The organism is Paraburkholderia aspalathi (genome assembly GCF_905220735.1).
GTDB classification, from domain to species: domain Bacteria; phylum Pseudomonadota; class Gammaproteobacteria; order Burkholderiales; family Burkholderiaceae; genus Paraburkholderia; species Paraburkholderia aspalathi.
On record NZ_CAJNBA010000002.1, the window covers coordinates 175,954 to 196,406 of the forward strand.

The window sequence follows — 20,453 nt, forward strand, 5'->3', positions numbered from 1 at the left end:
TCAACGGTTGCGGCCGAGATGGCGCTCACCGCCGCCGCCACCGCCCAGTCTGCCACCACCACCGCCGAAGTTGCCGCCACCGCCGCGCTGGACGCCGCCGCCGTTTGCACCGAGGCCGCCGCCCGTGCGTTGCTGACCGCCGCCATTGGCGCCGAGGCCGCCGCCGGAACGGTTCGCGGCAGCGTTGCGGCTCGCCTCGCCACGCTGCGTATCCTGGCGCGCGGCATTGCCGTCGCCGGCGCCGCGTAACGCGTTATCGCGATTGGCGTTCTGCGCGCGGTTCTCCAAATCGGCGTTCTGCGTGCCACCCTGATGAATCCCTTGCACGCGTTGGCTCGCATTGCCGCTCAGGTTCTGGCCGGTTCGGTTCTGCAAGGTCTGCTGCGCCTGGGCACGCGCGGCGTCGTCACGTCCGCGATAGGCATCACGCTGTGCGCCGCTGATATTGTTATTGACGTTGCGGTTGATGTTCGCGTTGTTGATGTTGCGATTGACGTTGGTGTTGCGGTTCCAGTTCGTCGTGCTGCTATTCACGTTGAGCCGGTTGTTCACATTGATGTTGTTGTAATGGTTCACGTTGATGTTGACGTCGTGCGTGTTCCAGTTGAAGCCACCCCACAGCGAATTGGCAACCGCGACACCGGCGCCGAACGCGAGGCCGGCCGCCAAACCGCTTGCGATTGCATAGCCGGGTGGCGGTGGCACATACACGGGCGGATAGGCGGGATAGGGCCATGTGCCGTAGACCACAGTCGGGTTATACGTAGGCACGTAGACCACTTGTGGATTGGCCGGCACGATCTGAATCGTGCTTTGCTCGACCACGACCTTTTGTTGCGAGCTCGTCTTCAGATTGCCTGCCGCTTGTGCCTGTTTGCGCAGGCGTTGCACGGAGTCCATTACGTCATTCGACTGGCCGAGAAAGGCCGTGCCGAGTTGCGCGACCCAATCGGGTTTCGACGCCATCGTTGCGAGGACCTGCGGGAAGGCGACGAGTGACTGCACGCTCGGGTCCCAGGGCTCCGACGCGACCGCTTTGACGGCGTCGTCGCCTTGCAATTTCGAGTTTGCCTTCGACCATGCGGCCGCGGCCTGCACGTCTTGTGGGAAGGTGGCGGCCATCAGTACCTGCGCAAGCAGTGCGTCGGGATAGAGCGCGACGGGCGCGGTCAGCGAATCGAGTTGCTGGTTCGACAGCTTCGCGGCGCTTTGCGCATAGACCGCGCTCGGCATGGTCAGACCGACGAAGAATGGTGCGCCCGCAAGTGCGGCGCAAACAAGCAACACACACGAGCGGCGTGCTCCGGATCGTTTCACGATGAAATCCTCCCGGCTGCGTTAGACGCGCGAGATCGATGCGCAGCGCATGCTGCGTTGCTTTCGCGCGATGGAATGGAGAAGGCAGCGAATAAAGCGAGTAAAGGTCGGCTCAGCTTTGCTTGAACCGTTCGATATGACTGATGCCTCAGCAATGCGGTCGAACCGCTTCAACTGACTTGCGCCGCATGGCGACGCCGCATACGACAACGACAGCACATGTGTCCTGCGTTCATCGGGCATCAAAGATTCCTGCTAAGGAGTTCTTTATAAATTAAGGGGCGCGGTGAAGCTTGTCAATCTTGTCGGAGGAAAGAAGTTATTGCCGCGCAGCGTAAGCGTTTGCTGAGTAATGCGTAATGATTACGGGATAAAGATGCGGTGCGGGTGCGCACGCGTCTAACTATGCCGCGCATCGCTGTAGCGAAGCGGGAGAAGGGGGAAGGAAAATGGAACAGACCGGACTTTTCGACAGTCCGGCCGTTGAAACGCAGTAACGAGCCGCGGGCCGCGCCGCGGTCGTTATGTTTATTGCGCCGGTTGCGGCTTGTTCGACAGCGCCAGTCGCAGCAGATCGGCGACCGTGTTGACGTTGAGCTTTTCCATGATGTTCGCGCGGTGCGCTTCAACCGTCTTGATGCTGATGCCGAGGTCGTCGGCGATCTGCTTGTTCAGGCGGCCGGCGATGATGCGCTCAAGCACCTGGTGTTCACGCGCGGTCAGCTTGCCGAGACGTTCGGCCGCTGCGCGTTGCTGCTGCACGCTGGTGCTTTCGCTGCGTGCCTTGTCGAGCATGCGCTCGACCAGCTTGCGCAGTTCGGCTTCGTCGAAAGGTTTTTCGATGAAGTCCATGGCGCCTTTTTTCATCGTCGACACAGCCATCGGCACGTCGCCATGGCCCGTCACGAAGATGATCGGCAGCGACGCGTTGTCGGCGATCAGGCGTTCCTGCAACTCGAGCCCGCTCATGCCGGACATCCGCACATCGAGAATCAGACACGCGATCTGGCCCGGATGCGTATGCGGCTGCCATGCGTCGATGAACTGCTCGGCGCTGGAGAAGCATTGCACGCGGTAGCCGTTCGCCTCCAGCAGCCAGCGCAGCGAATCTCGCACGGCCTCGTCGTCGTCGACAACAAATACCGTTTCCTGTGTGGTGACTGGGCTGTTCATATCTCTCCCGTAACGGTTTGTGGTTTCGGCGCCTCTGACCCGCCGTTGCTCGGGCCGTCAGGCTCTCCAATGGGCAGACTGCAATGGAACGTGGCGCCTGTGATGTGGCCGTCAGATTCGACGTTGTTAACCACCCACAGACGGCCGCGGTGCGATTCGATAATCGAACGGCAAATGTTCAGCCCCATGCCCATACCATCGGACTTGGTGCTGTAAAACGGTTCAAACAGACGCTCGGCCGTCGCTTCGTCGACACCCGGTCCCTGGTCGACGACGCTGATGCAGACAAACCCGCTCTCAAGTCGCACCACGACGCGAATCACCGGGTCGACCGCATTCGGACGCGCATCGTGCATGGCCTCGACGCCGTTCTTCAGCAGGTTCACCAGCACCTGCTCGATCAGCACCGGGTCGACGTAAATCACCGGCAGGCGCGAGCGCAGATCGGTCACGATGCGAATCTTGCGCTTGCGCGCTTCGAGTTCGGCGAGACCCACGGCATCGGCGACGATATCGGCCACGCGCGTAGCCTGCCGTTTCGGCTCGCTGCGTTTCACGAACTCGCGAATGCGCTTGATGATCATGCCAGCCCGCACCGCCTGTTGGGCGGTTTTCTCGAGCACGGGTAGAAGATTGTCAGGCGTCGTTCGACCGGATTTAACCAGTGCCACGGTTCCAGAGCAATAGTTATTGATCGCGGCGAGCGGCTGATTCAGTTCGTGCGCGAGCGACGAGGCCATTTCACCCATCGTCATCAGGCGGCTGGTGAACTGCAGCTTCTCGTCCTGCTGACGCGAGAGTTCCTGAGCCTGCTTGCGGGTGGTGATGTCGGTCGCGATCTGCATCTGCGCGAGGTGGCCATCCACCCACTGGATGTACTGGCGGCGCACTTCGAACCATTTCTGAATGCTTTGCACGTAGACTTCCTGCGCGTCGGCGGTGCTTTCGGTCAATGCGGCAGCCGGCAGACCCGCGTATGCATCCACCATATCGATCGAATCGGACGACGCCTGTGCGCTATCGAACCCGCCGCCCGCCAATTCCAGATGGCCGTCCGGGCGAATGCCGAAGAGATGCCGGTAGTAGCGGTTAGCGAACAGTAGCTCGGCTTCGTCGGCGGCCAGCACGGAAACGGCGGCGTCAAGACTTTCGAGGACGGTTGTGAAGCGTTCGTGTGCTGCGGCGAGCTCCTCGCGCGCGCGCTTCGGTTCGGTAATGTCGGTCATCGACGACATCCAGCCGGTCTGGCGGCCCGAGCTGTCGATCAGCGGCGACACATAGAGGCGTGCATGGAAGAGCGATCCGTCCTTGCGGCGCACCCGTAATTCGAAGCCCGAAGAAGGGGCTTTGCCGCGCAGCGTCATGTCGAGCTGGCGTTGCATCTCAGGGTAGGCATCGCGCGGCCAGTAAGCGAATGGCGCGTTCTTGCCGACCAGATCGCTTTCGTCCCAACCGGTCATGCGGCAGAAGGCCGGATTGACGTGAGTGATGCGGCCGTGCATGTCGAGCACGCGCATACCGATCAGCACCGAGTTTTCCATTGCGCGGCGAAAGAACGCTTCGGCGTAGAGCGCCTGCTGCGCCTCGAAACGTTGCCGCGTGTGCTTCCACAAGCTCCACAGACTCCACAACACGAAGCACGACAGGCCGGCCACCAGCCAGACCAGCGTGTTGTTGGTGAAGTTGGTCATCTGCGGGAACGCGTAGACGCGTACCGAGACGCCCTGGCCCGGCGGGTCGAGCGGCAGATCGTAGAACATGTCGCGCGGCAGGCGCGGGCGGGTCGACGTGGTGGTCAACTCGCGGTTGTTCACGTCGATGATCGAGATTTTGTATTTCGCCGACAACTCGGGCGGAATGTCGTGCTTCAGGATGCCTTCCACCGAGAACACCGCGGCAATCGTGCCGAGGAAGTCACGGTCGCGGTAGACCGGCGTCTGCAGCGTGATGTAGCCGTTGCCGAGGTCGTCGTAGATCAGCGGTGAGTACACCTGGCGGCGCGTATTGCGCGCCTCGTTGAAGGCGGCTTTGACGGCCTCGTCCATCTGCGCGTCGTTCGGCTTGGCAAGACGCTGGCCGAACACGGGGAGTGCGGTATTGGGCCAGCGCGGTTGCTGCAGGCTCGTGTACCAGTTCATGTAGAGGATCTCGGGATGCCCCTGCATGATGTCCGTGGTGGACACCTGGAATGAATGCGGATCGGCGTGGCCGGCGACGAGATCGCGGGCGAGGGCCTGAATCTGTTCCTGCGCGCCCGTCATGGACAGGCGGATCTGCTGCTGCGCCCACGCGACGTTGCGATAGAGCGTGTCTTCCTGCTGCTGCTGTTCGCGCCGGTTCAGGCTCCACAGAATCAGGCTCATGACGACCAGGAAAACCAGGATCGACAGCAGCGGCGTGAGCAAATAGGAGTTCGACCACCACGGTCCGTGGTGCCAGCGGGAGGACGGCGTCGAATCCGCCGGCGAACCAGCGGTGCGCGCCGAGCGAGCGAAAAGCCGTTCGGTCAACATGCGTGGCATTGTAGCGCAGCGAGTCACTAGCAAATGGCGCAAAAAAGCGCTGAAAGAACCGTTATTCGGCGCAAACTAGCCGACGTATCGGTCGATCGGCAGTCAAATCAGGTTGCGCCGCAACAATTTTCCGCATTATGAGATTCGATCTCGTGATTCGAAATTTTTGTTGCGCAGACGTCGGGACCCCTTTTACAATCGGCCGAAGCTGCCGCGGCCGTGCTTCGTCCGCGTCGTCTGTTCAAAGAGCGTTCCTCTATATCCAGGAGACGAGCATGTCCGCTGTACCCGACGAAGTCATGAAATATGTCGCTGCCGAAAAAGACGACGATCCCCAGGAAACCGGCGAATGGCTGGAAGCGCTGGATGGCGTGATTTCTGCTGTGGGCCCCGATCGCGCTCACTACCTGATCGAGAAACAGATCGAATTCGCCCGCGTACATGGCGAACATCTCCCGTTCTCTGCAAACACCCCCTACATCAATACGATTCCCGTGTCGCGTCAGGCGCCGATTCCCGGCGACCAGGACCTCGAACACCGGATTCGCTCGTACACGCGCTGGAACGCCATCGCCATGGTGCTGCGCGCGGGCAAGGATACGAACGTCGGCGGTCACATCGCCTCGTTCGCGTCGGCTGCCACGCTGTACGACGTCGGCTACAACCACTTCTGGCACGCACCGTCCGCTGAACATGGTGGTGACCTCGTGTTCGTGCAGGGTCACTCGTCGCCGGGTGTCTACTCGCGCGCGTTCCTGCTCGGCCGTCTGACCGAAAACCAGCTCGACAACTTCCGTCAGGAAGTGGGCGGCGAGGGCATCTCGTCGTACCCGCACCCGTGGCTGATGCCGGACTTCTGGCAATTCCCGACCGTCTCGATGGGCCTCGGCCCGATCATGGCGATCTATCAGGCGCGCTTCATGAAGTACCTGCAGGCGCGCGGCATTGCGAAGACCGAAGGCCGCAAGGTCTGGGCCTTCCTCGGCGACGGCGAAACGGATGAACCGGAATCGCTCGGCGCAATCGGCATGGCCGGTCGCGAACGCCTCGACAACCTCGTGTTCGTGATCAACTGCAACCTGCAGCGCCTCGACGGTCCGGTGCGCGGTAACGGCAAGATCATCCAGGAACTCGAAAGCGAATTCCGCGGCGCCGGCTGGAATGTCATCAAGGTCGTCTGGGGCAGCCGCTGGGATGCGCTGTTTCAACGCGACAAGTCGGGCGCGCTGATGCGCCGGATGATGGAAGTCGTCGACGGTGAATATCAGACATACAAGTCGGAGTCGGGCGCGTATGTTCGCGAACACTTCTTCAATACGCCTGAACTGAAGGCGCTGGTTGCCGAGTGGTCCGACGAAGAAATCTGGAACCTGAACCGCGGCGGCCACGATCCGCACAAGATCTACGCAGCGTTCTCGGAAGCTTCGAACTCGCAGGGCCAGCCGACCGTCATCCTCGCGAAGACGATCAAGGGCTACGGCATGGGCGAAGCCGGCCAGGCGATGAACATCACCCACCAGCAGAAGAAGCTGCACGTCGATCAGCTGAAGAAATTCCGCGATCAGTTCCGTCTGCCGATTCCCGACGAAGACCTCGTCAACGTGCCGTACCTCAAGTTCGAAGAAGGTTCGAAGGAACTCGAGTACATGCGCGCTCGCCGTCAGGACCTCGGCGGCTATCTGCCGGCGCGTCGTCAGAAGGCCGAGTCGCTGCCGGTGCCGGCGCTCGACGCGTTCGAGCCGCTGCTGAAGGGCACGGGTGAAGGCCGCGAGATCTCCACGACGATGGCGTTCGTGCGGATCCTGAACATCCTGCTGAAAGACAAGGCGCTCGGTAAGCGCATCGTGCCGATCGTGCCGGACGAGTCGCGTACCTTCGGTATGGAAGGCCTGTTCCGTCAGATCGGTATCTGGAATCAGGAAGGCCAGAAGTACGTGCCGGAAGATTCCGACCAGCTGATGTTCTACCGCGAATCGGAAACCGGCCAGATCCTGCAGGAAGGGATCAACGAAGCCGGCGGTATGTGTGACTGGATCGCAGCCGCGACGTCGTACTCGACGCACGGCGAGATCATGATCCCGTTCTACATCTTCTACTCGATGTTCGGCTTCCAGCGTATCGGCGACCTGGCATGGGCGGCGGGCGACATGCGTTCGCGCGGCTTCCTGCTGGGCGGCACCGCTGGCCGCACGACGCTGAACGGCGAAGGTCTGCAGCACGAAGACGGCCACTCGCTGCTGTGGGCGGCCTCGGTGCCGAACTGCATCAGCTACGACCCGACGTTCGGTTATGAACTCGCGGTCATCATGCAGGACGGTCTGCGTCGCATGGTTGCTGACCAGGAAGACGTGTACTACTACATCACGGTGATGAACGAAAACTACGAGCACCCGGCGATTCCGCAGGGCGATGCTGTAGCGGCCGACATCATCAAGGGTATGTACTCGTTCAGGAAGGCCGATGCTGATAAGAAGGCACCGCGCGTTCAGCTGATGGGCGCAGGCACGATCTTCAACGAAGTGATTGCCGCTGCTGACCTGCTGAAGAACGACTGGGGCGTCGCTGCCGACCTGTGGAGCGTGCCGAGCTTCACCGAACTCGCTCGTGAAGGTCACGAAGTGCAGCGTTGGAACCTGCTGCATCCGACGGAAGAGAAGAAGGTCTCGCACGTCGAGAAGCTGCTGAAGGACGCACAAGGTCCGGTCATCGCTTCGACCGACTACGTGCGCGCGCTGACCGAGCAGATCCGCGCGTTCGTGCCGCAGAAATTCGTCGTGCTGGGCACGGATGGCTACGGCCGTTCGGACACGCGTGAAAAGCTGCGTCACTTCTTCGAAGTCGACCGCTACTGGGTCACGGTTGCCGCGTTGAATGCACTGGCAGATGAAGGCACGATCGAACGCAAGGTCGTCGCCGAGGCGCTCAAGAAATACAACCTTGATCCCGCCAAACCCAACCCGATGACCGTCTAAGGCATCATTCCCCGTGTGCCACGGCGTGCGCGCCTGCTCCTGATCGACAGGAGCGGGTGGCGTGCGCGGCCCAGGAGACACTAACAATGAGTCAAGCGATCGAAGTCAAGGTGCCGGACATCGGCGATTACAAGGACATTCCTGTGATCGAGGTGCTGGTGAAGGCGGGTGACACCGTCGAGAAAGAGCAATCGCTCGTTACGCTGGAGTCCGACAAGGCGACCATGGACGTGCCGAGCTCGGCTGCCGGCGTCGTCAAGGAAGTGAAGGTCAAGGTTGGCGACAATGTGTCGGAAGGCTCGCTGATCGTCGTGCTGGAAGGCGCGGGCGCGGCGGCTGCCGCACCGGCTCCGGCGCCTGCCGCTGCACCGGCTCCCGCGGCGGCTCCGGCTGCTGCGCCGGCACCGGCACCCGCTGCTGCCGGCGGCGGTCTGCAGGAAGTCAAAGTGCCGGATATCGGCGACTACAAAGACATTCCCGTGATCGAAGTCTCGGTGAAGGTCGGCGATCGCGTCGAGAAAGAGCAGTCGCTGGTGACGCTCGAATCCGACAAGGCGACCATGGACGTGCCGAGCTCGGCCGCCGGCGTCGTCAAGGAACTGAAGGTCAAGGTCGGCGATACCGTGTCGGAAGGCTCGGTCATCGTCGTGCTGGAAGCGGATGGCGCGGCTGCGCCGGCTGCGGCTGCCGCACCTGCGGCGAAGCAGGAAGCGCTCGAGAAGCCGTCGGATGCGCCGGTTGCTCCTTCGCCTGCGCCGGCTTCGCCGTCTGCGCTTGCACAAGCGCCGCTGATTCAAGCTGGCGAGGGTGGTGCTCGCCGCGCGAGCCACGCTTCGCCGTCCGTGCGCAAGTTCGCGCGCGAACTCGGTGTCGACGTGACGCAGGTACAGGGCACGGGTCCGAAGGGCCGTATTACGCAAGCGGATGTGACCGGTTTCATCAAGGGTGTGATGACGGGTCAGCGTGCTGCACCGGCAGGCGCTGCTGCGCCGTCTGCTGCGGGTGGCGGCGAATTGAATCTGCTGCCGTGGCCGAAGGTCGACTTCACCAAGTTCGGCCCGGTCGATCCGAAGCCGTTGTCGCGCATCAAGAAGATCTCGGGCGCGAACCTGCATCGCAACTGGGTCATGATTCCGCACGTCACGAATAACGACGAAGCGGACATCACCGATCTCGAAGCGCTGCGCGTGCAGTTGAACAAGGAAAACGAAAAGGCCGGCGTGAAGTTCACGATGCTGGCGTTCGTGATCAAGGCGGTGGTTGCTGCCTTGAAGCAGTTCCCGACGTTCAATGCGAGCCTCGACGGCGACAACCTGGTGTTCAAGCAGTACTACCACATTGGGTTTGCTGCCGATACGCCGAACGGCCTGGTCGTTCCGGTGATTCGCGACGCGGACAAGAAGGGCTTGATCGATATCGCGAAGGAAATGACCGAGCTGTCGAAGGCTGCGCGTGACGGCAAGCTGAAGCCGGATCAGATGCAAGGCGGCTGCTTCTCGATTTCTTCGCTGGGTGGCATTGGCGGGACTAACTTCACGCCGATTATCAATGCGCCGGAAGTCGCTATTCTCGGCTTGTCGCGTGGCGCGATGAAGCCGGTTTGGGATGGCAAGCAGTTTGTGCCGCGTCTGATTCTGCCGCTGTCGTTGTCGTATGACCATCGGGTGATTGATGGTGCTGCGGCGGCGCGGTTCAATGCGTATCTGGGTGCGATTCTTGCCGATTTTCGGCGTGTGATTCTTTGATGTGGTGATGGTTGCGCGGGGCGCGGTTTTTTTGTTTATCCGCGTCTCTCTGTAGAACCTGCTTTCCTAGTGGTCTATTAGCGTTGCCCCTGTGCGGGGCGGCACCTACTTTTCTTTGTCTTCCAAAGAAAAGTAGGCAAAAGAAAGGCGCGTCCTTGGGCGGACAGCAAAGGAAGTTGCTGTCCGCCGCGGTGCCTGCTTTTAGGCTGCTTTTTTCTGGTTCTTCGTCTCATCACGATCAATAAGAGAAGGGGACACTATGAGTCTCGTCGAAGTAAAAGTGCCGGATATCGGTGACTTCAAGGACGTCGATGTCGTCGAAGTCAATATCAAACCGGGCGATGTCATCGAGAACGAGCAGGCGCTGATGACGCTCGAGTCCGATAAGGCCTCCATCGAAGTGCCAAGCGATACCGCCGGCACCGTCAAGGAAGTACGCATCAAGGCCGGCGACAAAGTCTCGCAAGGTACGGTCATCGCGCTAGTCGAAACGTCCGCAGACGCAGCACCGGCTAAGGCGCCTGAGAAAGCGCCCGCTCCGGCAGCAGCGCCTGCACCGGCGCCGGCGCCTGCGTCCAAAGCGGCAGCGCCCGCGCCGCAAGCCGGTAGCTTCTCCGGCAGCGCGGATATCGAGTGCGACATGCTCGTGCTTGGTTCGGGCCCCGGCGGTTACTCGGCTGCGTTCCGCTCGGCCGATCTCGGCATGAAGACGGTGCTCGTCGAACGTTATTCCACGCTCGGCGGCGTCTGTCTGAATGTCGGTTGTATCCCGTCGAAGGCGCTGTTGCACACGGCCCTTGTTATCGATGAAGCGGAAGCGCTCGGCTCGCATGGCATCACGTTCGGCAAGCCGCAAATCGATCTCGACAAGCTGCGCGACTTCAAGTCGGGCGTCGTCAAGAAGCTCACTGGCGGTCTCGCCGGCATGGCCAAGATGCGCAAGGTCGAAGTCGTGACGGGTACCGGCTCGTTCGTCGATCCGTATCACATGGAAGTCGTGACGGACGGCGGCAAGAAGGTCGTCAAGTTCAAGCAGGCGATCATCGCCGCGGGCTCGGAAGCGGTGAAGCTGCCGTTCATTCCGGAAGATCCGCGCGTGGTCGATTCGACCGGCGCGCTGGAGTTGCGTCAGATTCCGCAACGCATGCTGGTGATCGGTGGCGGCATCATCGGCCTGGAAATGGCGACGGTCTACGCCACGCTCGGCGCAAAGATCGATGTGGTCGAAATGCTCGACGGCCTGATGGCCGGCGCGGACCGCGATCTGGTCAAGGTCTGGGAGAAGTACAACAGCAAGCGTTTTGCCAACGTCATGCTGAAGACCAAAACCACCGCAGCGGAAGCGAAAGACGACGGCATCTACGTGTCGTTCGAAGGTGAAAAGGCCCCGGCCGAAGCGCAACGCTATGACCTCGTGCTGGTCGCTGTCGGCCGTACGCCGAATGGCAAGAAGATCGGCGCGGACAAGGCAGGCGTGGCCGTGACGGACCGAGGTTTCATCGACGTCGACAAGCAGATGCGCACCAACGTGCCGCATATCTTCGCGATCGGCGATATCGTCGGTCAGCCGATGCTCGCGCACAAAGCCGTGCATGAAGCTCACGTCGCTGCGGAAGTCGCTCATGGCGAGAAGGCGTACTTCGATGCACTGCAGATTCCGTCAGTGGCCTACACCGATCCTGAAGTGGCGTGGGCCGGCAAGACGGAAGATCAGCTGAAGGCCGAGGGCGTCAAGTACGGCAAGGCGGTGTTCCCGTGGGCAGCCTCGGGCCGCGCTATCGCCAACGGTCGCGACGAAGGCTTCACCAAGCTGTTGTTCGACGAAGAAACGCATCGCGTGATCGGCGGCGGGATTGTCGGTTTGAACGCCGGCGACCTGATCAGCGAAGTGTGTCTCGCAGTCGAGATGGGTGCGGACGCAACGGATATCGGTAAGACGATTCACCCGCACCCGACGCTCGGTGAATCGATCGGTATGGCCGCCGAGTTGTACGAAGGCGTCTGCACCGACTTGCCGCCGCAGAAAAAGAAATAATGCTGCTGCCCCCGCCTGCATGCAGACAGGCGGGGTCGAAAAAGCAGAGGCAAAAAAAACGGCGCGCCCCGCAAAGGGCGCGCCGTTTTTTATGCAGCAAGCAGCGTAGAGCGTTTGGCAACATGCGCCGCGCATCTCAGGCAGCGGGAAAAAAAATCCCGGCCTTTCGCCGGGCAAACGATACGTCATTCAACGTATCGGAGCGTTCGGCCAGATGAAACCGTGTGAGCGGCAACGGCACGACGCAGTTGCTTGCATGTTGTTGCTGCAATCGCGCCGGCCCTGCCATGAGGCGGGGCCGGCGTGATGTGCGGCTTGAAACTTAGACTGCCTTCTTTGCCGAGCGCGATGCTTGTGCAGCGGCTTGCGATGCCGCCTTCGATGCGGCCGTTGCGGCTGCATTGAAGTTGCTTTCAGCGATTTCGACAGCTTGCTTGGTTGCCTTGTGGACCGTTTCGTACGTGGTGTTGGCGGCGGTGATTGCCGACTTCAGCACGGCGACAGCGGTTTCCGAACCGGCCGGGGCATTCTTCGCAACGTTTTCGACGAGCGACTGGACCTTGCGGTTTTGCTCTTCGAATTGGGCTTCTGCGACGCGGGTGAACTCACCTTGCGTTGCCGAAACGATCTCATACACGTGACGGCCGTACGACAGCGCCTTTTCAGCCACCGGTTGTGCGAGGCTAGCTTGCAGTGCCAGCAGTTCCTGCGCGTCCTTCACCGACAGGGCGCGTTGGGCATTTTCCTGGCTTTCCGCGAGCGTCGATTTCACGACTTGCAGGTTCAGTTCAACCAGCTTTTCGACGCCTTCAAATGCTTTGGTCGTCAGGCCGAACAGCGTTTCAAAGTTGGCTTTCTGGGCTGCAGCGAATTGCTCAGGGGTCAGCAGAGTCATGGTTTACGCTCCTGGATCGCGGTCTGTCTGTGCGGACCGCATTGGGTTGGTGGCGAGACGCTCTCAGATCGTCTCCCCGGACCGCGATGTTTTGTGCATCGCAGCAATGGTTCCCATTTTAGGATGGTGTTAACGAATGTCAAGTGTTTTTTGTGCGTCGCACAATATTAAGAAATTACTGATAAAACAATACCTTATGCGGTGGGCATGACATTCGTTTGACGCAGGTTGATTTGTCCGTCGCACCGCGCTGGTGCAGAACAAATCCGCATTTGTTACCGATTTCAGGAGGGATTTTGACCGCGCGATGCGACCCGGTGCGGGTGGAATGGCAAATCGGCGTTTGACAAAAAACCCGTCGATTGCTCTTCCCGATGTAAACCAGAAAGTGTCACGGAACGTTAATGCTCTATGCCGGTCGAATGCGCGTTGGCGGTCTCCAGCAGGTGTTTAACAGCCTGCGGCAGGACTCGCTCGACGTCCCGGCGTGCCGGCAAGGCTTTACGTGCCTGCGCTCTGACCGTATTTCCCCTGATCAAGGTTGTCTCGAAATTGCCGTTATGCTGAAAGAATCGGTACGATTCCGGCATTTGGCGGCAAAGGCGAGGCGAAGCGCGTTGGCGATCGTTTTTTTCGATCGGAACGTGGCACTTATTTGTGTTTTTGCGATCGGAGCTTACAAGCCGGTTTAAGGAGCGCGTATAAGTGCTTCAAATTGCTAATTTTTCGTTGTTTTACTACACTTGCGGAAACCTCTTGCCGCTCCCTACTGAACACCCATGAAAACCGACATGTTTTCGTCGCTAAAAGTGATCCACGGCGCGGCTCGCAGCACCGCTCTGTCGGTGGCCGTCTCCATGGTCATCGCAGCGGCGTTCGCCACGCCTGTCAGCACTTTTGCCGCCACGCCCGCCACCACGGCAAAAACCTCCAAACACGCGAAAGCGGCCAAAAAGCCCGCCGCGGCCCCGGCTGACAAAGTGTCGAGCAAGAAGGCCGCCAAAGGCGCCGCTGCGAAGACCGTGGCCGCTGCAGATGACGACGCGCCGCGCGCGAGCGTCAAGCGCAAGCGCGTGACGTACTCGTCGAACGGTCGTCACCACTCGGTGATGCGCCGCGTCGCGTACGAACCGCGTCCGCCTACCGTCGGCCAGGCTTTCGGTCTGCACGACACGCCGGACGCGCTGATGCTGCGTTCGAGCGTCGCCTATGTGATCGATCAGAACACCGGCGAATCGCTGTTCGACAAGAATTCGCGCGCCGTGGTGCCGATCGCGTCGATCACCAAGCTGATGACCTCGATGGTGGTGCTCGACTCGAAAGAGCCGATGACCGACCAGATCGAGGTCACCGACGAAGACCGCGACTACGAGAAGAACACCGGTTCGCGTCTGTCGGTGGGCTCGGTGCTCTCGCGTGAAGACATGCTGCACATCGCGCTGATGGCCTCGGAAAACCGCGCGGCCGCCGCGCTGTCGCGTTACTTCCCGGGTGGCCGTCCGGCGTTCCTCGCGGCAATGAACGCGAAGGCCAAGCAGCTCGGCATGACCGACACGCACTTTGAAAACCCCACGGGTTTGACGAGCCAGAACGTTTCGAGCGCGCGCGACCTCGTGAAGATGGTCAATGCGGCGTATCAGTATCCGATGATCCGCAAGTTCTCGACCGACCACAGCTACGAGGTGTACACCGGCAAGCGTTCGCTGGCGTACAACAGCACGAATGCACTGGTGCGTAACCCGACGTGGGACATCGGTCTGCAAAAGACCGGGTTCATCAACGAAGCGGGCGAGTGCCTCGTGATGCAGGCGACCATTCACGGCCGTCCGATGATCATCGTGCTGCTCGATTCGTCGGGTAAGTACTCGCGCTTTGCGGACGCGACGCGTCTGCGTACGTGGCTCGACAACGGTGGCGATCAGCCGCGCATCACCAGCGCGGATGCTGGCGGCTCGGGTACCTGAGGCCGCCCTGGCATCATCTCGCGGCCGGTTTTCGAACCGGCCAGAAAAAAAGCCTCGCTGATGCGAGGCTTTTTTATTACGTCGGAGGACGCGTGATCACCCGCTTATGCGTGCTGGGGATGCGTATGCTCCTGTGGCGTCTGAGGGCGATAACCCAGCGACGCGGAAATCAGCAGCGCCGTTTGGCTGAGCTGCCCCAACCACGAGTCCTGCAAGCGATCCGCCGGGGCCGACAGCGACAGGCCCGCAACCAGTTTGCCGGTGTCGTCGTAAATCCCCGCTGCGATGCAGCGCACGCCCAGTTCCAGTTCTTCGTTATCACGCGCACAGGCCTGCTGGCGCACGTGCGACAACTCACGTTCGAGCTTGGTCAGATCGGTGATGCTGTTCTGCGTATGGCCGGACAGTCCGGTACGCGTGGCGTAGGCGCGCACGCGGGTTGATTCGTCCGCAGCGAGGAAGAGCTTGCCCACCGAGGTCAGATGTAGCGGCGCCCGCCCGCCAATCGCCCGCACCACCTGCATGCCGGAGCGCTCGGAGTAGGCGCGTTCTATATAGACGATCTCATCGCCCTGGCGCACCGACAGGTTCACGGTCTGCCCGGTTTGACGGTGCAGTTCGCGCATCGGCGTGAGTGCCGCGTCGCGTACCGAGAGCCGCGCCTTCACCAGATTGCCCAGTTCGAGCAGGCGCATACCGAGACGGTAAGTGCCGGGATCCGACCGGTCGACCAGCCGGCACATCACCATGTCGTTCAGGATGCGGTGCGCGGTGGACGGGTGCAGCTCCGTGCGGATGGCGAGTTCTTTCAGGCTGACCGGGTCGCTATGCGCAGCGAGTGCATCGAGCAAGCGCATCATGCGTTCGATCACCTGGATCGAAGTTTTGGGATCCGGGTTCGTATCGCTCATGGGGAGGAATCGGTTGACGCGTCAAACAGCGGAAATTGATTGTATCCCGTATTGTGAAAAGATGGAAAGCAGTTGGAACGTCTATTCCAATTTAACGTGGCATTCGTCTTATGCCTTCCGGCCGTTGGTATTGTGCGGCAAACAGCGGATAATCAGGGACGTTTTCCCGAAGGAGGGCTCATGCGAGTCGGATTGTTCGTCACCTGCCTGATCGACCTGATGCGTCCGGAAATCGGTTTTTCGGTCATCAAGCTGATCGAAGGCGCCGGTTTCGAGGTGGTGGTGCCGCCCGCGCAGACCTGTTGCGGGCAGCCCGCGTACAACTCGGGTGAGCGGCGCATCGCGCGCGATCTGGCCGAGAAAACCCTGCGTGAATTCGAACAGTTCGACTATGTCGTGGTGCCGTCCGGTTCGTGCGGCGGGATGATCCGCGCGCATTACGGCGACCTGTTTGCCGACGATCCGGAGTTGATGAACCGCTTCGGCCGCTTGCGGGCCAAAGTGTTCGAGTTGACTGATTTCCTTGTCAACGTGGCCAAGGTGCAATTGCAACCCGGTGAGTTCGCGGGCCAGGTGACGTACCACGATTCCTGTTCGGGGCTCCGTGAACTGGGTGTCAAAACGCAGCCGCGCGCGCTGCTGGCGCAGGTGGGCGTGGCGGTGACCGAAATGAAGGATTGCGAGCACTGCTGTGGCTTTGGCGGCACCTTCGCGATCAAGTACGGTGACATCTCCACGGCAATCGTCGACGAGAAATGCGCGAATATCGGCGCGAGCGGCGCCGGCACGGTGGTGCTCGGCGACCTCGGTTGCATGCTGAATATTGAAGGCCGCCTGCGGCGCACGGGCGATACCGCTACACGCGTGCTGCACATCGCCCAGGTGCTGGCGGGCGACGCGTAACGATCGTCGCAGCATCCAGAACGCGCAGTTGATTCGGTACACGCCATTTCGCGCGCTTCACTCGTTCATTTGATTCGCTTTTCGCTCGCGCATTTCAACAGCGCGTTTCACTTGTTTTTTTCGTTCGCGCTTTCATTCGAATACGCTCAAGGCCGCCATGCAAGTCCAATCGATGCATTTCAAGGCCCGTGCGGGCCAGAACCTCGCCGACCAGCGTCTGCAGCAGAACCTGACCAAGCTGTCGACCAAGTTCGTGTCCGCCCGCGCCGCGGCCATGACCGCGATCGATTTCCCCGCCACCCGCGCAGCGCTGAAGGAGCGTCGCAATCGCGCGCTGGAAAATCTCGACGTCTGGCTTGAAACCTTCGAACGTGAAGCGACCCGGCGCGGCGTCACGGTCCTGTTCGCCGAGACGACGCAGGAGGCCGCGCGCCTTGTCGGCGATATTGCGCGCCGGCACGAGGTGAAGAAGGTGATCAAGACCAAGTCGATGGTCACCGAGGAAATGCGCCTGAACGAAGTGCTCGGGCAGATGGGCGTGCAATCGATCGAAACCGATCTGGGCGAATACATTCTCCAGATCAACGACAACGAGCCGCCCAGCCACATCATCGCGCCGGTCGTCCATAAAGATAAGGAGGAGATCGCCGACCTGTTCGCGAAAACGCACGGCCGGCCGCGTCTGACCGAGATCACCGACATGACCCGCGAAGCGCGCGAGATGCTGCGTCCGCACTTCATGACGGCAGACATGGGCGTGACCGGCGGCAACTTCGTGGTGGCGGAGACGGGTTCGGTCGTGCTGGTCACGAACGAGGGCAACGAGGGCATGTGCACGGTAATGCCACGCGTGCATGTGGCGGTGACCGGCATCGAAAAGGTGTTGCCCACGCTGGAAGATCTCGCGACTGCAATGCGTTTGCTGCCGCGCTCGGCAACCGGTCAGGCGACGTCCAACTATTTTTCGGTGCTGACCGGGCCGCGCGGCGAGGGCGATCAGGACGGCCCCGAGCATATGTACGTAGTGCTGGTCGACGGCGGGCGCACGGGCCTGATCGGCGGCGACTTCCAGGAGATGTTGCGCTGTATCCGTTGCGGCGCATGCATGAATCACTGCCCGGTGTATCAGAAGGTGGGCGGTCACGCCTACGGCTGGGTTTATCCGGGGCCGATGGGGTCAGTGCTGACGCCGAGCTACGTCGGGATCGACAAGGCACTGGATCTGCCTCAGGCGGCGACGTTGTGCGGCGAGTGCAACAGCGTGTGTCCGGTGGGCATTCCGTTGTCGGATCTGCTGCGCAAGTTGCGCGAGAAGCAGGTCGAGCGGCATCTGCGGCCGTGGCGCGAGCGGGCAGGGCTCGCAGTGTGGGGCTTCCTCGCATTGCACCCGGACGCTTATGCGCTCTTCACCAAGCTGGCGGTTCGCGTGCTGGAAAGAATGGGCGGGCGAAATCGTTCGATTGCCAGGTTGCCGCTGGGTGGAGCGGGCTGGACCAACACGCGGGATATGCCGGCGCCGGTCGGCCGGACGTTCAGAGAGTTGTACGCCGCGCAACGCAGCCATATTGGTTGAGCGAGCAGCGCAGCGTTGAGGTTTTGCGCGGCTCATACAGGAAGCGCGACGCGAGACTACGCCCGCGTCGCGCCCCGCCGGATCAATGGTCCGTCATCCCTGGCTGGCGGCCGTTATTGCTTCTGGCCTGCGAATTCCCGCCATTGCCGCGACCACCGTTGTTGCCTGCCTGTTGTGGCGGAGGCGGCGGTGGGTTGCCTGCTCCCGGCCGCGGAGCATTAGATCCGCTCGGTCCCCTCGGCCCGCCAACTGCACCTTGAGGCGGCGGCCCCCCATGTTGCCCGCCGTTCGGCTGACCATGCCAGCCGCCGTTATCTCCCCGGTTGCCGTTGTTTCCGTCGTTGCCGTTATTCGGCCGTCCCCGATCCGGATAGCCCGGGTAGCCCCGATAACCGGGCCCCGGCCCGTAATAGCGGCCCGGCCCGTCGTAGTAACCGGGCCCCCCATAATTGCTGTAGCCCATGTAGACGTTGGTCTGCGGCACAACCGGCACGCCGGTGGCATAGCCATCGTAACCGTCATAGCCGCTGTAACCGCCGCCGTAGCCGGCCATCGGCGAGCCGTCCGGATAGACCGCGCAGCCGGCTAGCAACGCAGCAGCGACCATCAAACCGGCGAGTGGAGCAATACGTTTCATTGGAACGACCAGTGCGAAGATTTCATATCTGTAAGACAGCTATTATCGCTAAGCGTCGCACCAGCTTTGTATTCGTTTGTAAGGATTTCTTTTTCATGCCATGACGCAGGTCAGCATCGTACGCGGCAGAGACAGGCCAGTTAATGGACTGTTCCATCCAGCGCAACGCTGTATCTCGCGCCAGTAGGTTTTTCCCGATTGTAAATTCCTATAGCATTTCGACTGGGCATAGTGGGTCACGAACTCACGAGCCCCTAATCGGAAGAAACCACATCATGAAAAAGACAATATCGGTGTACTGGCCCCTCGCCATCGTTGTGCCGCTTGCTGCGGCAGCCTATCTGCACATTTGCGGCGACGCGGCTTCGCGTGCCTCGCAGGCTCCGCTCGCCGCTGACCAACTGACCGCGGAACTGGCGCGCGCCGTCTCGTACGGCATGGTCGACAACACGACGACGTTGCCGGCCAAACCCATGCACGCTGTCACGACAATGCCGGCGGCTGAAGCGTCCTAAGCGTCTTAGCGGCGTCCTGAGCGCGCGTAGCCTTCGGCGCGATCCGGTCGACCTTTGTATAATCGCGCCACCGTTTCCTAACTGCCGATCCGCGGGCGTTCAGCGTCCGAAAAGCCTCTGATGAAAACCGTGTCCGTCTGCTTTGTCTGCCTGGGGAACATCTGCCGTTCGCCGACCGCGGAAGGCGTGATGCGCCGTCTGGTCGACGAGGCGAAGTTGACGGAGCGCATTCTGATCGATTCCGCCGGCACGGGCGACTGGCACATCGGCCAACCGCCTGACGACCGCGCGCAGCATGCGGCCGAACAGCGGGGTTATGAGTTGGCCGCCTTGCGCGGCCGCCAGGTCGCGGCAGCCGACTTCGAGCGCTTCGATCTGCTGATCGCAATGGACGACAAAAACGTCGCCGCGCTGCGCCAGATCTGCCCGGCGGAGCAGCGCGACAAAATCCGTCTGTTGATGGAGTTCGTGCCTGAGACGGACGGCCGCTGGGGCGGCGCCCGCGAAGTCGTCGACCCTTATTTCGGTGGCGCCGAAGGGTTCGAACGGGTACTGGATCAATGCGAAGCAGCCTGCCGTGGACTGATCGCAGCGTTGCGTCCCCAATTGATCACGTAAGACTGGCGGGTCATCGCCGAAGTCTGGACCGGCTTATCCAGCAATTAAGCAAATGACCCAAATCACGATAGGGATACTTGACTAATTCAGTCATGTATTTATACTTGACCAAACTTGTCGAGAATTGCGGTTCCCACACATATGAGACTCACCACGAAAGGCCGTTTCGCCGTCACGGCGATGATTGACCTGGCGCTGCGCCAGGAGCAGGGCCCGGTGACGCTTGCAGGTATCAGCCAGCGCCAACATATCTCCCTGTCCTATCTCGAGCAGCTGTTTGGCAAGCTGCGTCGTCACGAAATCGTCGAGTCCGTGCGCGGACCGGGCGGCGGCTACAATCTGGCCCGCCGCGCTGAAGACGTGACCGTCGCCGACATCATCATCGCGGTCGACGAGCCGCTCGATGCCACCCAATGCGGCGGCAAGGGCTCGTGCGAGGGCACCAAACAGCACGATGGCCACTGCATGACGCATGAATTGTGGTCCACGCTGAACCAGAAAATGGTCGAGTACCTCGATTCGGTGTCCCTGAAAGATCTGGTCGATCAGCAGCGTTCGCGCGAAGGTGCGCCGGCGGTGTTGCGCGACCGGCGCAACGAGGCGCCGGCGGTCGAACCCGCACGCGTCGTGCCGAAAGGGCCTAATTCAGTTTTCAACATGGCCGGTTCCTAGGCGCGGCAAT

15 protein-coding genes are annotated in these 20,453 nt (G+C 61.2%); 9 read left to right on the forward strand and 6 right to left on the reverse strand.

The window, feature by feature from the left end; translation table 11 throughout:
- The 3 genes from KHO30_RS11770 to fixL form a co-directional block, all read right to left on the reverse strand.
- Positions 1 to 1,317 (reverse strand): DUF3300 domain-containing protein, encoded by a 1,317-nt coding sequence (locus KHO30_RS11770; protein WP_211701129.1) that lies wholly within the window; start codon positions 1,315 to 1,317, stop codon positions 1 to 3.
- A gap of 528 nt (positions 1,318 to 1,845) precedes the next feature.
- Entirely contained in the window at positions 1,846 to 2,490 is a 645-nt protein-coding gene (fixJ, locus tag KHO30_RS11775) for an oxygen response regulator transcription factor FixJ (RefSeq protein WP_011488992.1), read from the reverse strand.
- Positions 2,487 to 5,003: an oxygen sensor histidine kinase FixL gene (gene fixL, locus KHO30_RS11780; RefSeq protein ID WP_054038009.1), complete on the reverse strand. Its 2,517-nt coding sequence runs from the start codon at positions 5,001 to 5,003 to the stop codon at positions 2,487 to 2,489. Before fixL ends, fixJ begins: the two co-directional genes overlap by 4 nt.
- Positions 5,004 to 5,278: 275 nt before the next feature.
- On the opposite strand from fixL, the gene aceE reads away from it, so the two are divergent.
- The 3 genes from aceE to lpdA all read left to right on the forward strand — a co-directional run bounded on the left by aceE (position 5,279) and on the right by lpdA (position 11,755).
- Positions 5,279 to 7,975, forward strand: a complete 2,697-nt coding sequence (gene aceE, locus KHO30_RS11785; protein WP_093633567.1) for a pyruvate dehydrogenase (acetyl-transferring), homodimeric type — start codon at positions 5,279 to 5,281, stop codon at positions 7,973 to 7,975.
- Positions 7,976 to 8,061: 86 nt separating this feature from the next.
- On the forward strand, positions 8,062 to 9,720 hold the full coding sequence (gene aceF / locus KHO30_RS11790; RefSeq protein WP_211701130.1) for a dihydrolipoyllysine-residue acetyltransferase: 1,659 nt from the start codon (positions 8,062 to 8,064) through the stop codon (positions 9,718 to 9,720).
- Positions 9,721 to 9,979: 259 nt separating this feature from the next.
- Positions 9,980 to 11,755: a dihydrolipoyl dehydrogenase gene (gene lpdA / locus KHO30_RS11795; protein ID WP_200617824.1), complete on the forward strand. Its 1,776-nt coding sequence runs from the start codon at positions 9,980 to 9,982 to the stop codon at positions 11,753 to 11,755.
- Between the two features lie 322 nt (positions 11,756 to 12,077).
- On the opposite strand, the gene KHO30_RS11800 is transcribed toward lpdA, so the two are convergent.
- Positions 12,078 to 12,650, reverse strand: a complete 573-nt coding sequence (locus tag KHO30_RS11800) for a phasin family protein (RefSeq protein ID WP_054038013.1) — start codon at positions 12,648 to 12,650, stop codon at positions 12,078 to 12,080.
- 779 nt (positions 12,651 to 13,429) lie between these two features.
- Between KHO30_RS11800 and pbpG the strand changes: the two genes are divergently transcribed.
- On the forward strand, positions 13,430 to 14,614 hold the full coding sequence (gene pbpG, locus KHO30_RS11805) for a D-alanyl-D-alanine endopeptidase (protein WP_093633563.1): 1,185 nt from the start codon (positions 13,430 to 13,432) through the stop codon (positions 14,612 to 14,614).
- A 104-nt stretch (positions 14,615 to 14,718) separates the two neighbouring features.
- Here the strand turns inward: pbpG and KHO30_RS11810 are convergent, their stop codons facing one another.
- Positions 14,719 to 15,525 carry an IclR family transcriptional regulator gene (locus KHO30_RS11810; protein WP_093633562.1) on the reverse strand — a complete coding sequence of 269 codons (807 nt, stop codon included), beginning with the start codon at positions 15,523 to 15,525 and terminating at the stop codon, positions 14,719 to 14,721.
- A 180-nt stretch (positions 15,526 to 15,705) separates the two neighbouring features.
- On the opposite strand from KHO30_RS11810, the gene KHO30_RS11815 reads away from it, so the two are divergent.
- Together KHO30_RS11815 and KHO30_RS11820 are read left to right on the forward strand one after the other, a co-directional pair.
- Positions 15,706 to 16,428 (forward strand): (Fe-S)-binding protein, encoded by a 723-nt coding sequence (locus KHO30_RS11815; RefSeq protein ID WP_054038014.1) that lies wholly within the window; start codon positions 15,706 to 15,708, stop codon positions 16,426 to 16,428.
- A 157-nt stretch (positions 16,429 to 16,585) separates the two neighbouring features.
- Entirely contained in the window at positions 16,586 to 18,001 is a 1,416-nt protein-coding gene (locus KHO30_RS11820) for a lactate utilization protein B (protein WP_211701131.1), read from the forward strand.
- Between the two features lie 82 nt (positions 18,002 to 18,083).
- On the opposite strand, the gene KHO30_RS11825 is transcribed toward KHO30_RS11820, so the two are convergent.
- On the reverse strand, positions 18,084 to 18,638 hold the full coding sequence (locus KHO30_RS11825) for a hypothetical protein (protein WP_211701132.1): 555 nt from the start codon (positions 18,636 to 18,638) through the stop codon (positions 18,084 to 18,086).
- A 275-nt stretch (positions 18,639 to 18,913) separates the two neighbouring features.
- Between KHO30_RS11825 and KHO30_RS11830 the strand changes: the two genes are divergently transcribed.
- The 3 genes from KHO30_RS11830 (at position 18,914) to iscR (ending at position 20,443) form a co-directional block, all read left to right on the forward strand.
- On the forward strand, positions 18,914 to 19,153 hold the full coding sequence (locus KHO30_RS11830) for a hypothetical protein (protein ID WP_211701133.1): 240 nt from the start codon (positions 18,914 to 18,916) through the stop codon (positions 19,151 to 19,153).
- A gap of 120 nt (positions 19,154 to 19,273) precedes the next feature.
- Positions 19,274 to 19,771 (forward strand): low molecular weight protein-tyrosine-phosphatase, encoded by a 498-nt coding sequence (locus KHO30_RS11835; RefSeq protein WP_200650630.1) that lies wholly within the window; start codon positions 19,274 to 19,276, stop codon positions 19,769 to 19,771.
- Positions 19,772 to 19,912: 141 nt separating this feature from the next.
- Entirely contained in the window at positions 19,913 to 20,443 is a 531-nt protein-coding gene (gene iscR / locus KHO30_RS11840; protein ID WP_028199491.1) for a Fe-S cluster assembly transcriptional regulator IscR, read from the forward strand.
- Positions 20,444 to 20,453 lie beyond the last annotated feature (10 nt).

Excerpts from the sequence above, each read along its gene's own strand:
- fixJ (WP_011488992.1), bottom strand. The coding sequence starts at position 2,490 with ATGAACAGCCCAGTCACCACACAGGAAACGGTATTTGTTGTCGACGAC.
- fixL (WP_054038009.1), bottom strand. The coding sequence starts at position 5,003 with ATGTTGACCGAACGGCTTTTCGCTCGCTCGGCGCGCACCGCTGGTTCG.
- aceE (WP_093633567.1), top strand. The coding sequence starts at position 5,279 with ATGTCCGCTGTACCCGACGAAGTCATGAAATATGTCGCTGCCGAAAAA.
- aceF (WP_211701130.1), top strand. The coding sequence starts at position 8,062 with ATGAGTCAAGCGATCGAAGTCAAGGTGCCGGACATCGGCGATTACAAG.
- lpdA (WP_200617824.1), top strand. The coding sequence starts at position 9,980 with ATGAGTCTCGTCGAAGTAAAAGTGCCGGATATCGGTGACTTCAAGGAC.
- KHO30_RS11800 (WP_054038013.1), bottom strand. The coding sequence starts at position 12,650 with ATGACTCTGCTGACCCCTGAGCAATTCGCTGCAGCCCAGAAAGCCAAC.
- pbpG (WP_093633563.1), top strand. The coding sequence starts at position 13,430 with ATGAAAACCGACATGTTTTCGTCGCTAAAAGTGATCCACGGCGCGGCT.
- KHO30_RS11810 (WP_093633562.1), bottom strand. The coding sequence starts at position 15,525 with ATGAGCGATACGAACCCGGATCCCAAAACTTCGATCCAGGTGATCGAA.
- KHO30_RS11815 (WP_054038014.1), top strand. The coding sequence starts at position 15,706 with ATGCGAGTCGGATTGTTCGTCACCTGCCTGATCGACCTGATGCGTCCG.
- KHO30_RS11820 (WP_211701131.1), top strand. The coding sequence starts at position 16,586 with ATGCAAGTCCAATCGATGCATTTCAAGGCCCGTGCGGGCCAGAACCTC.
- KHO30_RS11825 (WP_211701132.1), bottom strand. The coding sequence starts at position 18,638 with ATGAAACGTATTGCTCCACTCGCCGGTTTGATGGTCGCTGCTGCGTTG.
- KHO30_RS11830 (WP_211701133.1), top strand. The coding sequence starts at position 18,914 with ATGAAAAAGACAATATCGGTGTACTGGCCCCTCGCCATCGTTGTGCCG.
- KHO30_RS11835 (WP_200650630.1), top strand. The coding sequence starts at position 19,274 with ATGAAAACCGTGTCCGTCTGCTTTGTCTGCCTGGGGAACATCTGCCGT.
- iscR (WP_028199491.1), top strand. The coding sequence starts at position 19,913 with ATGAGACTCACCACGAAAGGCCGTTTCGCCGTCACGGCGATGATTGAC.